The 13,446-nt window shown below is 50.8% G+C and carries 9 protein-coding genes; 2 read left to right on the top strand and 7 right to left on the bottom strand.

Annotated features, from left to right (window positions below):
- The first annotated feature begins 153 nt into the window (after positions 1–153).
- Entirely contained in the window at positions 154–1,848 is a 1,695-nt protein-coding gene (locus AQR02_RS20840; protein WP_054942356.1) for a methyl-accepting chemotaxis protein, read from the top strand.
- A gap of 443 nt (positions 1,849–2,291) precedes the next feature.
- Here AQR02_RS20840 and AQR02_RS20845 read toward each other — a convergent pair whose 3' ends face one another.
- From AQR02_RS20845 to AQR02_RS20875, 7 genes are all read right to left on the bottom strand, one after another.
- On the bottom strand, positions 2,292–4,109 hold the full coding sequence (locus AQR02_RS20845) for a putative bifunctional diguanylate cyclase/phosphodiesterase (protein ID WP_054942357.1): 1,818 nt from the start codon (positions 4,107–4,109) through the stop codon (positions 2,292–2,294).
- A 229-nt stretch (positions 4,110–4,338) separates the two neighbouring features.
- A complete protein-coding gene (locus AQR02_RS20850) occupies positions 4,339–5,997 on the bottom strand; it encodes a hypothetical protein (RefSeq protein ID WP_054942358.1) in 1,659 nt (552 codons plus the stop codon).
- Positions 5,990–6,790, bottom strand: coding sequence for an ABC transporter ATP-binding protein (locus AQR02_RS20855; protein WP_054942359.1), 801 nt, complete (start codon positions 6,788–6,790; stop codon positions 5,990–5,992). Before AQR02_RS20855 ends, AQR02_RS20850 begins: the two co-directional genes overlap by 8 nt.
- A gap of 182 nt (positions 6,791–6,972) precedes the next feature.
- Complete coding sequence (locus AQR02_RS20860) at positions 6,973–7,968, bottom strand: Gfo/Idh/MocA family protein (RefSeq protein ID WP_054942360.1); 996 nt, start codon at positions 7,966–7,968, stop codon at positions 6,973–6,975.
- 164 nt (positions 7,969–8,132) lie between these two features.
- Positions 8,133–9,095 (bottom strand): prenyltransferase, encoded by a 963-nt coding sequence (locus tag AQR02_RS20865; RefSeq protein WP_054942361.1) that lies wholly within the window; start codon positions 9,093–9,095, stop codon positions 8,133–8,135.
- Between the two features lie 32 nt (positions 9,096–9,127).
- Positions 9,128–9,901, bottom strand: a complete 774-nt coding sequence (locus tag AQR02_RS20870) for a DUF6081 family protein (protein WP_054942362.1) — start codon at positions 9,899–9,901, stop codon at positions 9,128–9,130.
- Positions 9,902–9,950: 49 nt separating this feature from the next.
- Positions 9,951–10,868 carry a prenyltransferase gene (locus tag AQR02_RS20875; RefSeq protein ID WP_054942363.1) on the bottom strand — a complete coding sequence of 306 codons (918 nt, stop codon included), beginning with the start codon at positions 10,866–10,868 and terminating at the stop codon, positions 9,951–9,953.
- Between the two features lie 177 nt (positions 10,869–11,045).
- On the opposite strand from AQR02_RS20875, the gene AQR02_RS20880 reads away from it, so the two are divergent.
- A complete protein-coding gene (locus AQR02_RS20880) occupies positions 11,046–13,412 on the top strand; it encodes an EAL domain-containing protein (RefSeq protein ID WP_054942364.1) in 2,367 nt (788 codons plus the stop codon).
- Positions 13,413–13,446 lie beyond the last annotated feature (34 nt).

A 13,446-nucleotide genomic window follows, 5' to 3' on the forward strand; every position in this document is an offset into this window, starting at 1 on the left:
AAGTATCATTGCAAGGCTGCTTTTTTCAGACAAATTCGTCCTTTTTCGACACAAAAAAACTACATTCTATGGGCCCAGCGATGCGCTATAATCTTAGCAGTGATAGCAATTATCACATAAAATTAACTATAGTCAGGGTTGGTGGTGCTAAAAATGAAATTGGCAACAAAATTAACTTGGATGATGCTCATTGTATTACTTCTTGTCGGATCATCCATCGGGTTCTTCGGATACCGCGCTGCGTACAATCAGTTAGATGAAGCGGCGGGTATTGAATTGGTAGGCTGCGCCAATATCACAACCGGCCTCGTTGACCCCGTTGACATAGCGGCTCTTGCCGCAGGAGACAACAGTAAACTTTCCGCCATCGAGGATCGTATTGGCTGGATTAATGCGCATAAACCGATTTTCAAGGAAGCATTCATCCTTTCCTTAGACGGCAAAATACTTGCCGCAGATGCTAATTTCAAAAAGAGGGGATATAAAGCAGGGGACTCCTTTTATTTTTCAGAAAAAGATAAAGATATGATTACTACCATGAAGCATTCCGCATACTCCGAAGTTTATACATATCAAGGTACCTCTCTTAAAACCGGTTACGGCCCCATCTATCAGGATCACGACCCAACCAAACCTATCATTGCACTCATGGCTATCAATTTCGACGGTTCTCTGATTCAGGAACGGACACAGGATATCATTGTTCAGCCCTTCATTATCGGTATATCTATTCTGGCCGTGGCGATCCTTGCCGCATACCTGTTCATCCGCCGCCTGGTAAGTCCGCTGACTAAGCTCTCCAGCTCCGTAAACACCGTAGCTAAGGGTGATCTTTCCCATGATCCGCTTCTGTTTGACAGCAAGGACGAGATTGGCACACTGGCCCGTGATTTCAATGAGATGACCACAAGCCTGCGCACTCTTATCACTCAGGTCAACGATACTTCCATGCTGGTGGCCTCTTCATCACAGGAGCTGTCCGCCAGTGCACAGGAGACAAACCGCGCCGGTGAGCACAGTGTCAATGTTACCCTCGAATTAGCCGACGGGGCTCATACCCAGCTGCGGAATTTGGAGGGAAGCTACCGGTCCGTTCAGGAGATGTCCCGGTTTATCACTGAGATCGCCAATAATGCGGACAGCGCAATGAATACGGCTGCCAGCAATGCCCTTAAGGCCCGTACAGGCCGGGAATCTATGGATTCCACCACCTCGCAGATGCAGGTTGTCAGTGACAGCATCACTGACCTGTCCGAAATCATCGAATCCCTCGGCAGTCACTCCAAGGAGATCGAGAACATTGTGGGCACGATCGCCGGCATCGCGGAAGAGACGAATCTATTGTCTCTGAACGCAGCCATCGAAGCTGCCCGTGCCGGAGAAGAAGGCCGCGGCTTTGCCGTAGTTGCCGGATCCGTACGCAAGCTGGCAGAACGCTCCGCCCAGTCCGCCGGCCAGATCGGCCAATTGGTCAGCCTGATTGTCACCCAAATGGACAAGGCCGGAGAGACGATGAGACGGTCTACCGGTGAAATGGTAGAAGGCAGAGAAATGATTATGGCCGCTGGACAGTCGTTCTCCGAGATTGAAGACTCCGTATCGGATATGTCCTCGCAGAGCCAACAGATCTCGGAAACCGTACGCGAGCTGGCGCTGATCTCCGAGGGCCTAGTAGAAGCGATCCAGAGCATTGTGGCCGTCTCCAACCAAACCGCCGAAGGTGCAGAGACATTGTCCGCCTCCTCGCAGGAACAGCTTGCCGCGATGCAGGAAGTGGAGTCCTCCGCGGCCTTTCTCTCTTCGCTTGCGGAGAAGCTGCAGGTTCTTGTCGAGAACTTTAAAATTTAGGATTTGTTATAAAAATACTTAAAAACAATTTCAGGTGAAGGACGCAGCTGCGGGGAATGTTTGGACTTCCGGCCGCTGTTGTCCCCCGATTTCTTTCTTTATACCGCTGAGCGGTAGAAATCCGGGGACAAAGGCGGACGCTAACGCTCCTACAGTTCCAAACTTCCCCTCCGCCGCTACCACCAATGATTTTTTAGTTTAAGATTTATAAAGAATCCCCCTATTTAAAGAGGGGGAACAAAAAAGCAGCCAGTCCTATTTCATCGGACTTGGCTGCTTTTTTAGTGCTTGTAAACAACAAAGCTGCCCCGCGCATGAATGGATCACGCACGGGGCAGCCTCAGATTAAAGATTAAAGGGACAGCTTGGAGGTGAATGATCCACCCCAAGCTGTCCCTTATCCTAATGCCCAAAGACAAAAACAGGAATATTAATAGTTTAGTCTAAGCCGTATTCTCAATAAACCACTGGCCCAGCTCATTCACCGGCATCGGACGGCCGTAGTAGAAGCCCTGCATGACCCGGCAGCCCAAGGACTGCAGCAGCTCGATCTGCTCCGGTGTCTCCACGCCCTCGGCCACCACCTCCATATTGAGGTTGCTGGCTATGGCGATAATATTGCTGATAATCGCTTTTTTGGAGTGCATCTTGCTCTTGCGGATGAAGACCTGATCAATCTTGAGCGTATTAACCGGAATCTCATCCAGATTGCCGAGTGACGAGAAGCCGGTACCAAAGTCATCCAGCGAGACCCGTACCCCAAGAGCCCGGAGTTTGGAGAGCTGGGCAACCGTCTCTTCCATATTGTTCATGGCAATCGATTCGGTGATCTCCAGCTCCAGGAAGTGCGGCTCCAGCCCCGAGCGGATGAGTGCCTCTTCTACTACATCATACAGGCTGCCGCCCTCAAACATCCGCGCCGACATGTTGATGGATACAGGCACGTTCGCTACCTCTGCCCGGTGCCACAGCATATTCTGGCCGCACACTTCGTGCAGCATCCAGTAGGTGATCGGCACGATCAGTCCCGTCTCCTCGGCAATCGGAATGAATTCCGCCGGCGAGATAATTCCATGCTCCGGATGTCTCCAGCGCAGCAGTGCCTCAAGACCGACAGTGACATTCATGAGTGAATCCCACTTAGGCTGGTAGACTACCATAAATTCAGAACGGGCGAGTGCCCTGCGCAGATCCTTCTCCAGGGACATCCGCCGCACCTGATGACGGTTCATCTCCTGGTCGAATACACTGAATTTATTCTTGCCGGAGTCTTTGGAGGTGTACAGTGCCGTGTCAGCGGCTTTCATAAGCGCAGATCGGTCCGTGCCGTGCACCGGAGCCATGCTGATCCCGATGCTGGCTGTCACATACAGCTCGTTGCCCTCGACGCTGTAGGATTTCTTAATCTCCCGCAGAATATGCTGTGCCGCCTCCTGGGCATCATCTATCCCGCAATCGGGCAGAGCAATCAGAAATTCGTCGCCGCCGAGCCGGAAGACCTTGCCTTTCAGGGAGACACATTTTCTTAACCGGTCTGCGACCTCCTGCAACAGCAAATCACCGACATCATGTCCGAGCGTATCATTAATCGACTTAAAGCGGTCCAGGTCCACAAAAAACACCGCACCTGAATTCACCCCGAAAAACTCATCCTTGAAATAACGCTCCAGGCCATGCCGGTTCGGCAACTCTGTCAGCGGATCATTATAGGCCATGATTTCCAGCACATGACGGTCGAGGAAAACAGCCCCTCCGGAGATGGCTAGCATAAACAGGGCAACCAGTGAAACTCCGGTCAGCAGGATAACATTCTCCATGGCAAATGGCTTTGTTCCAAGCCAGCTTTCAAGCTCCAGGCGGCTTGCTCTTAGACTTATAAAATGCATGCCTGTAACCGCGAATCCGATGAATAGCGCGGAGCCAAGCTTCCAGAAATTAAAATTCCCTTGTCCCCTGAATTTCCTGAATAACAATATACCGACATAAGATGCCAGCAGGGTGACGATTACGGAGATACCTTGGGCAACAGGATCATAATGGAGATTGCCTTCTGTCTCCAGAGTGGAAATGCCGGCATAGTGCATCGCCCAAAGTCCGGCCCCAAGCACAACTGCACCCGATGCAAGCCAGAACCTGCGGATTTTACGGTTGGAATGGGAAACCTGTGAAATCAGGTTAAGCGCTGAATAAGCAGCTATTACAGCAAGCGCAAAAGATAGTAAAACAATCCATGTATTATAGTGGGTTCCCATCTGATCCATAGTTGACCTCTTCACCGGTTATATTATCATTATCGCCGCAGCTCATTCTCAAGTATAAAAACCTATTTACGAATATCAGATAAATGGAAGAGTGTAGAAAGATTATAGAGTTCCATGAGAAGTGACTTTAGCTGTATTCTACCTTGTATTTGCTATACTGTCTAAGTAAATACTGGAACTTTGACCCTTTTTTTGCCGACGGCAATAAATGTCCATATTTGTCAAAGCCCTACAAGCGCAAGGTTGGAATCTGCCGCGGCCGCGAAGCTGCATCCGAGAAAGAAACACTCCAGATCCACCAGTTGGCGATCACCAGAATTGGAGCATAGATGTAGATTCCGAACGGTATCAGGGTGACCAGATAATGCATTCCCGCAAAAAGTATCAATATAAACAGCTGCACAAACGCGCTTCCGGTAAATTCCTTCTGCCCGGCAGCGCTGTACTTCTCCGAAAAGGGAAGTGACTTCGGCAAAAGACGGAAGCACAGTACAGAATACACAAGCAGGGACAGCAGCACAATAATCAGATGCGGCACCAGCCGTACTCCGAACAGCCACAGGAATATTGCTGAGTCTATAACAAAAAGCGGCAGCAGCAGACGGAGAACGGCAGCCTTAAGCATGCCGCGGTAGACCGGAGCTGTCTCACGTATAGGAATAGCCTTATAAATCCAGGCGGCTTTGTAGCTTGTTGAATATCGCAGCATTTGTACAGCGGTCATCATCAGCAGGGCACAGAAATAGATGAACAAAAAGGCTCTGGAGTTGCGGACTGCATCCATATTTCCGCTGCTCAGCGAGTTAAAGATGAAGATGAACGGCAGAATCAGGGACAGCCCGAAAGTGGGATATACTTTGAGCTTGAAATCCCGCTCATTACGCATCATCGACCAGGTAAAGCGGAAGAACATGGCCTCCTCCTTACTCCGGCAGACGATTTCTGACAACCGCCGCGGCAGGCGCCCGCTGTCTTTTCCGCCAACTCCCTGTTCCGCCAGCTTCTGCAGGCTCCGCTCAAACAGCGGCATCAGCTTAATGTAAACCGCAAGCAGCAGTACCGGAATCACAAGCGCCAGCACCGCCATTACCGTGAGATTGGCTGAACGGGTCTCGCCCAGCAGACGTTCGAACGGGGACGCAAACCAGACAGGTGCAAGGAAATACTGCCACCAGGCCGGTTTAAAGGAAATGCTAAGATCCGCCATATCGAACAGCCGGGAAATCAGCTGGTAACCCACCGTAATCCCGATGGACAGAATGATCTGGACATAATTAATGATGTCCTTCAGCTTTTCCCCATCAAATATCCGTAGAATCAACAGATAAATGAGGCCCGTAATCACCAGTATCAGGCAATCCATCAGGATAACTTCTGCGGCATAGATGAGAAAAAAGAGCACTCCCTGCCTAAATAAGGAGACTAACAGCGAAGGCCCCATGATGGTCAGCGTTAACGTAAACAGGTAGATCAAGATATGTAAGCTTTTGGCCATGTTTAATGTCCGGCGGTTCACCGGTCTTACAAACAGGATATTTTTATCCCGTAAATCCAGCATGACCGACGAGAAATCCGAGATTAGCGTAGTGGATATCATAAACATTGCAATCCCGAAGGCGATGCTCATTGAAAATAGATAATTGCCCTCCGGCACCACAAAGGCGATCAACACCAGCCCGAGCAGTAAATAGATCCACTGTATCCGAAAAGGAGATCCCCCCGTATTCTGCTTACTCTCCTTCCCCCCTGCAAGCACAGTCGGCGTCCGCCTGCCGTCCATCGTTAGTTTAAGCTGGAGAATGTTGCGCAGTACCGGGTAGTCGACTCCCATTCTCCGAAAGCAGCCCTGCAGCCGGTCCAACAGCCTCAGCACGAAAAAGTCATTCATGCCGGGCACCTTCTCCGATGACCGCAACAAACTCACCGGCAATATCCCGGTATTTATCAAATCCGGTCAGTTCATTGAAAATCCCTTCAAGTGACCCTTCCTTACTCTGTTCCTTGAGCTCAGCAAAACTTCCGTCCGCCACAATATCCCCGCCGTCAATCAGAATAATCCGGCTGCTGATCTTCTCAACGACATCCATAATATGCGAGGAGTAAAAGATCGTTTTGCCCCTTGCAGCAAGTGAAGCAAAAATCTCCTTAACGATCATTACACTGTTGGCATCCAAACCGCTCAGCGGCTCATCCAGAAACAAAATATCAGGATCATGCAGCATACTGGAAATCAGCAGCACCTTCTGCTTCATCCCCTTGGAAAAGGAAGCGATCCGCATATCGTATGCCCGTTCCAGGTTCAGCAGTCCCATCAGCTTCTCCGCTTTGGCATCCGCCTCAGCCCGGTTCATTCCATAGAGTTCACCGATAAAGGTCAGATACTCTCTGGCGGTCAGGCTGTCATACATCTCGGCAACTTCAGGGACGTAACCGATCCGTTTTTTGTACGCAGCATCACCGTCTGCGATATCCCTGCCAAAAATACTTACTGTGCCGGTGTATCCTTCTACCAGGCCGAGCATAATTTTGACCGTTGTGCTTTTGCCTGCCCCGTTGGGACCGATATAACCGATAATTTGTCCGGGGTAGACCGCAAGATCGATGCCCCGCAGCACCATCCTGTCACTGTAGTTCATCCATAGGCCGGAAATCGAAATTACCGGTTCTTCCGCAAGGCTCATTAGAGAAGCTCCTCTCAGAATCTGTAATAGGAAACTTTATAGAAATTTCTTCAATAGTATTACTATATTATCAAAATTTAACTCTATATTTCTATTAGGTTTTATACCTTATAAGGCAGAATACAAAAAAACTCCGTACCCGCAAGTGCAAGCGGGGACGGAGTTTTTTCAGGGACAAAATCCTATAGCAGGCTGATCCGCTCGCGCCGGCGGGCAGATTCAAGACAGGCTTCAATCAATTTCATACTCTGCACCGGGTCATCATCGGCAACAAGAGGCTTGTCCCCGAAGACGGCAGCGGCAAAATTATCGGCCTGACGGACATACGGGTTGGCTCCGGTAGCCGCAAAACGGCTCACTTCCCCGCCGGTATGCACGAAGAACTCTGCGTCTTCGAATCTGGCATTGAACGGCATGGGAATCTCAATCCGCCCCTCTGTGCCGAGGACCTCCAGCAGCTGGCGGTTATAGGCCCACATGCCGCAATCGAAGATCAGACTCACGCCGCCGGGAAATTCGACCAGGCCCGAGGCCATCATATCCACATTGTCATGCTCTGGCGAGAAAATCGCCTGAACCGTCACTGCTTCCGGTTCGGCACCAAACAGCAGGCGCGCCGCGCTGAGCGGATAGCAGCCGACATCGTACAACGAGCCTCCGCCCCATGCCGACTTGAAGCGGATATTCGAAGTATCTCCGGCATCATTATAGGTGAATGTTCCGCGGATCGACCGCAGCTCACCTATATCCCCCCGCGATATGATCTCCCGCAGCTCGGCAATCCGCGGATGATGCCGGTACATATAAGCTTCTGCCAAATGTACACCCGCTTTGCGGCAAGCCTCTACCATCTCCGCGGCTTCGGTGCTGTTCAGGGCAATCGGCTTCTCGCAGAGCACATGCTTGCCCGCCTCCGCCGCACGGATTACCCACTGCCGGTGAAGATGATTCGGAAGCGGAATATAGACCGCGTCAATCTCTTCATCGGCCAGCAGCTCCTCATAGCTGCCGTAGGCCTTCCCGATGCCAAACTCCGCGGCTACAGCACTGCTTTTTTCAAGTCCCCGGCTCGCCACCGCTGCGATAATACCGGTTTCCGATTCCTGTATTGCCGGCATGACAGAACCCGTTGCAATCTGGGCACATCCGATAATTCCCCACCGAAGTTTCTGCGTCATAGATGTACACCTTCCTTATATAAGATTGTCATTATATCTACTGACACCATATCATAGAATTCGCCGCTTCTCTATTTTTGAATGCCTCCGGAAACAACAAAAAAGCAGCGCCCGCGGCATTTCTCCGTCAGGGCGCTGCTAATTTACTTAGGGGTTTGTGACTTTTAAATCCATAAATCCAGGCTGCTCAGCACAACAGCAATACCCAGCACAACAATCCGCGCCGTGCTCATCAGCACGAAGTTTTTGACCGCCAGAATAAAGGTCACAGCCTTCTCCTGCTTCTCATAGAACAGGGAAATGTTGCGGCGCAAAGGAACCAGCGTAATCAGCAGCAGTGCTACCAGCACCGGATTCACACCTATAATCAGCAGAACAATCAGATCGAGATATGAGACATAATAGAGCATTCTAAACAGGAGAAGCGCATTCTTGCGCCCGATGTAGACCGGCAGGGTATACCTGCGGTTCTCCAGGTCATCTTCGATGTCGCAGATGTTGTTGGCCAGCATAATTCCCGCAATCCCCAGAATGGCCGGTACAGAGAACCAGAAGATGTACAGAACCTCGACAAAGTTAATGTGCAGATCGATCCAGCCGTCCCGCAGCAGCAGGGTGACTAGGCTCTGGTCCGAGTGAATATAGGCGGAGATAAAGATAATCACAAAGCCCATAAAGAGACCCGAGAACAGTTCGCCCAGCGGCATCCGAGAGATCGGAATCGGCCCGAATGAATACAGAATGCCGATCAGAAACGACAGTCCGCCCAGCAAAAAGATAATCAGCCCGGTCTGGGCCACGAGAGCAATTCCGCACCCGACAGCCAGCATGAGCAGAACTGCAATGGTCGCTACCACGGTGCTCTCTTTCAGCTTATAGTGAACGATGGCATTATGAGTCTCATAACCGTAGCCATGCTTTTTGGCCGCTTTTTTGAAATCGTAATAGTTGTTAATGGCCGTTGTCGCCATATCGAAGCTCAGCAGGGACACGAACATCAGGATCGAACGCAGAACATAGAAATCCTCAAACCGGTATAAGGCATACAGCGTCCCCAGCAGAAACGGGATAACACTGGCCACCTTGGTCGGCAGCTCGACAAACCTCAGAAAGCTCCTTACATTCACCGCAAATCACCCTTATTCCTCAAATATGCACCTTATTTTGCGGTGGTTGTTACGGTCACCGGTGACCATTCGGCGATCACCGTCTGCCCATGTGCCGATACGCTGCCCTCCGGAGTCAGATCCTTCTCTGTCATAATGCCGAGGGCAATGGTGAAGCTGTTAAACTTGATTGGCACATTCTGCTCGCGGCGCACCTCCTGGCCGTTTACGTAGAACACAGCTTCATCCTTGCCGCGGTGATACGTGATTTTGTACGTGTTGAACTCCCGCGGTTTAAAATCGGCAGCCTCTTTAAAAATGCAGAAATATTTCGTTCCGCCTGTCTCAGGCACCGTTACGCCAGGGAAGGGCAGCACACCGTATACACTAGCATACTTATCATTCCCGGCGAAAAAATCAAGCGCTGCACCTGTTGTGAAATCGAGCAGATTCAGTGAGACATATCCGTCATACAGATCCCCCGGTGCTGTCCCCTGTGTACGGGCGCGGATCTGCAGCTCGAAGCTGATCTCCCCGTCCTCCGGCACCTCTACCGGCTTAGCCGAATAATACATATGCTTCGCATTGTCGAGAATCTGGACATGATTATGCTGGCGGCTCAGCTGTGCCCGGACATACAGGAAGCCGTTCCGTACAATCACTACAGCCTCAGGCTCACGGTAAGCCCAGAAAGAGCCGTCAGGCAACGTAAATCCGCCGGTCTTCCACACTTTCCCTTCTGTCAGAATAGTATGGAAATCTCCAATTATGGTTTGACCGTTCAAGACAGGCTGTACTTCTCCGGTTATTTCTTTGTTCTTGTCCATAATCGCGCTCTCTTTCTGTAATTATTAGGATATGCTAAGCGGTTAAATGTTAGATTAAGCCTTGAATCAGCAAGGCCAGTGCCATGATCGCACCGCAGCGCACGGATGCCTGCTGTGAAGCGCCCATAAGCGGCAGATATGCAGGCGAAGCATTCTGCGGCTGCAGTCCGCGGTACACATGCACCGGTGCAACTGCGGTAAGCAGCGCAAGCAGGCCATAGACCGGCAGCACGCCAAACATCACGCATACAATCAGTGATACATAGGAGATAAGCAGCAGGATCTGCGAGAACACCAGCGCCCTGCGTTCGCCCCAGACTACAACCAGGGTACGTTTTCCGGCCTGCTTGTCCGCTCTCCAGTGCAGGAAATGATGATTGAATAAGAGCAGCGTCGTAAGTAGGCCTACAGGCACCGACAGCAGCACGGGCTTCAGACTGAACTCACCGGTCTGCACGAAATAAGAGCCCAGCACAGGCATAATGCCAAAGGCGACGAAGATCGCAAACTCACTGTAGCCCTTGCCCCGGTATCCGAAGCGAAGCGGCGGAGCGACATAGAAATAGGCAATCAGTGCGCCGGCTGCGACGAACCAGAGTGTCTCCCAGCCGCTCGAAATGCTGAGAAACAGGCCGCAGGCCACAGCTACAGCTAGGAGCCCCCACGTCAATGAAGCAAAAAGGGATTCCGGCATCAGCCCCCCTGATAAAAACCCGGAATTCGTCGATATCATTCCCGGCGTATTCTTCGCTTCAGTATCGGTTCCATTACGGAAGTCCCATAAATCATTCACCATATTCGAGAACAAATGGGCTGCAACTGCACCGATAATTGTGATAACAAACAAAAAAGGATGGAAACTCCCTTCCCATACATATGCCCCAACCGTTCCCAAAACAACCGGAATGAGCATCACGGGAATCGTTCCAAACCGTGTGATCTTCTTAAATAATTTCCATTTATCCATGCCGAGAGATATCCCCTTCTCTATATTCCTGTGATTAATATTATTGCACAACTATTATACATCAAAATTCGACACTTTGGAGAGAAATCCGTTGCAAAATATTACCTAATCATGGTACACTGGATTAGGTGGTACTTATTTCCCATAAAAGTCTATAACTACTAAAAGGGGAGCATCATGAAGCTGAGCAGAAAAATAATGATCTTCATAAGTGTTGTAGCCCTGCTCGGATTAGGAGTCACATATCTCCTGCTGCACCTCATTCTGTTGAACCGTTTCGAGAAGCTGGATCAAGAAGCATTAAGGGACAGGCTGGATGATGTGGTCTCTTCTTATCAGAGCGAGCTGATGAATATGAAGACAGGCCTGCTGAAATACTCGATCTGGGATGAAACCTATCAATTCATGGAATCAGCTGCGCCAGCTGGGCGTGCGGATCCAATCGGCCAAGCCTATCTAAACCGAAATTTCAGCCCGGTAACCTATGAAATTAATCATTTCGATATCATCGCCCTGCTGAATTCTTCCGGACTTCCGCTGTATGGCGGCGAATATCATTCGGATTCCGGCAAGGTATCTCCGCTAAAATCTGAATACCTCACCCTATTTAATCTTATCAATCGCAGGCTCCCGGGGTTTTCGGGCGCAGAGGACAGCAAGGCCGGCGTAGTCCTTCTGGATGAAGGCCCCATGCTGATTACCCTTACTCCTATAGTTAACAACAACAAAGACAAGCCTGTAATCGGGACGGCAATCGCCGGAAGAATGCTGCAGCAGGAGGAAGTGACCCGTATCTGGGATGAAACGACCTCCTCACTCCAGATGACCCGCATCACCTCAGGCACAATTGCCGAAAGCGGGGGCCAGCCAGTCTGGATGAGCTCCGGCTCCAGCCGGATGATGTCGATTCACACCGTGATCTACGACCTGTTCGGCGACCCCGGAGTGATGATTACCCTTAAGCATCCGCGGCAGATTTATGAGAGCGGAATGGAGTCGATTCTAAACTTCAGGCGCTTCTTCTTTGCCTTCACGCTGGTATTGTGCATAGCCAGCCTTCTTTTTGTCAGACGGTTCATTCTGGGAAGAATGTATGCACTCATGAGGAATATCCGTGCTATCGGCAACAGCAAAGATTTATCCATAAGAATCAGGAGTTCGGGCAGGGATGAATTCGGCGATGTTGAGCATGAATTCAACCGTATGATAGATTCCCTGCAGCAGGCTCAGGCAGAACTGCAGCAGCAGGCGATGCTCGATCCGCTGACCCAGCTGCCAAACCGCTCGCTTTTTTTCAACAGGCTTAATGAAGCCATTGCCTCCGCTTCAGGCGCCGGCAAACAGATTGTACTGGTCTTTATTGATCTGGATCATTTCAAGACCGTTAACGACACACTGGGGCATGATTTCGGGGATGACATGCTGAAAGAAATTGCCTTACGGATCTCAAGGGTTATCGGCAGGAATGATGTGGTGTCCCGGCTAGGCGGTGACGAATTCACCATCCTGCTATCCGACGTTCCCGATGCCGCCAGTATGTCAATGCAGCTGTCACAAATCCAGGAGGCTCTCTCGCTGCCGCATCGTATTCAGGGGCATTTACTCTACAATACCGCAAGCATCGGTGTCAGCATCTATCCGGAGAACGGCGGAGACGCAGATTATCTGGTCAAGCAGGCCGATCTGGCGATGTTTCATGTGAAGGAGTCGGGCCGCAACAGTGTCCTTCACTACTCGGAGGCTCTGGAGGAGAGCATCCGGCGCAGAAAAACATTATCCCAGCAGCTGCTGTCCGCCGCAGATAATGATGAATTCGAGGTCCATTACCAGCCGATTCTAAGTTCAGATAACCTGAAGGTGGCGAAGCTGGAAGCCTTGCTGCGCTGGACCAGCCCTTCTTACGGCCCCGTCTCTCCCGCTGAGTTCATCCCGCTCGCCGAAACCAGCGGCTCCATTATAAACATCGGCAGCTGGGTGCTGAGGCAGGTCTGCTCCGACCTGCAAGGCTTCCGTAAGAACGGCCTTGAGCTGACAGCAGCAGTCAATATCTCTGCTGTGCAGCTGATGCAGTCAGACCTGCGCGGGCTGCTGCTTGGGCTGCTTGAGGAGTATAAGCTGCCAAGCTCCAGCCTGGAGCTTGAAATAACGGAGAGCGTGCTGGTCTCAGGGGACAACATTCTCTCATCCTTACAGGAGCTTGGGAACTGCGGGTTCCGCATTTCCCTCGATGATTTCGGTACAGGCTTCTCTTCCCTAAGCTACCTTCGCCGCTTCCCGGTAGATGTGATTAAGATCGACCGTTCCTTTATCTCCGAGATGACCTTGGAGCCGCAGGGCGACGTACTCGTCAATTCCATTATTGAGCTGAGCCATAACCTCGGATTGAAGGTGGTTTCCGAAGGTATAGAGCTTCAGGAGCAGTTCGACCTGCTCCGCCGGCTCGGCAGTGACGAGCTGCAGGGCTACTTCATCAGCAAGCCGATCCGGGCCATGCATATCCCTGCTTTTTTATCACAAAATTATCTGTTTAACGACAAAAACTGACTACTTCTTTTATAGGCAAGCTCTTGACGATATG

The organism is Paenibacillus ihuae, from assembly GCF_001368795.1.
In the GTDB taxonomy this organism is placed as follows: domain Bacteria; phylum Bacillota; class Bacilli; order Paenibacillales; family Paenibacillaceae; genus Paenibacillus_AQ; species Paenibacillus_AQ ihuae.

Coding starts and splice junctions, on each gene's coding strand:
- AQR02_RS20840 (WP_054942356.1), top strand. CDS start 154: ATGAAATTGGCAACAAAATTAACTTGGATGATGCTCATTGTATTACTT.
- AQR02_RS20845 (WP_054942357.1), bottom strand. CDS start 4,109: ATGGATCAGATGGGAACCCACTATAATACATGGATTGTTTTACTATCT.
- AQR02_RS20850 (WP_054942358.1), bottom strand. CDS start 5,997: ATGAATGACTTTTTCGTGCTGAGGCTGTTGGACCGGCTGCAGGGCTGC.
- AQR02_RS20855 (WP_054942359.1), bottom strand. CDS start 6,790: ATGAGCCTTGCGGAAGAACCGGTAATTTCGATTTCCGGCCTATGGATG.
- AQR02_RS20860 (WP_054942360.1), bottom strand. CDS start 7,968: ATGACGCAGAAACTTCGGTGGGGAATTATCGGATGTGCCCAGATTGCA.
- AQR02_RS20870 (WP_054942362.1), bottom strand. CDS start 9,901: ATGGACAAGAACAAAGAAATAACCGGAGAAGTACAGCCTGTCTTGAAC.
- AQR02_RS20875 (WP_054942363.1), bottom strand. CDS start 10,868: ATGGATAAATGGAAATTATTTAAGAAGATCACACGGTTTGGAACGATT.
- AQR02_RS20880 (WP_054942364.1), top strand. CDS start 11,046: ATGAAGCTGAGCAGAAAAATAATGATCTTCATAAGTGTTGTAGCCCTG.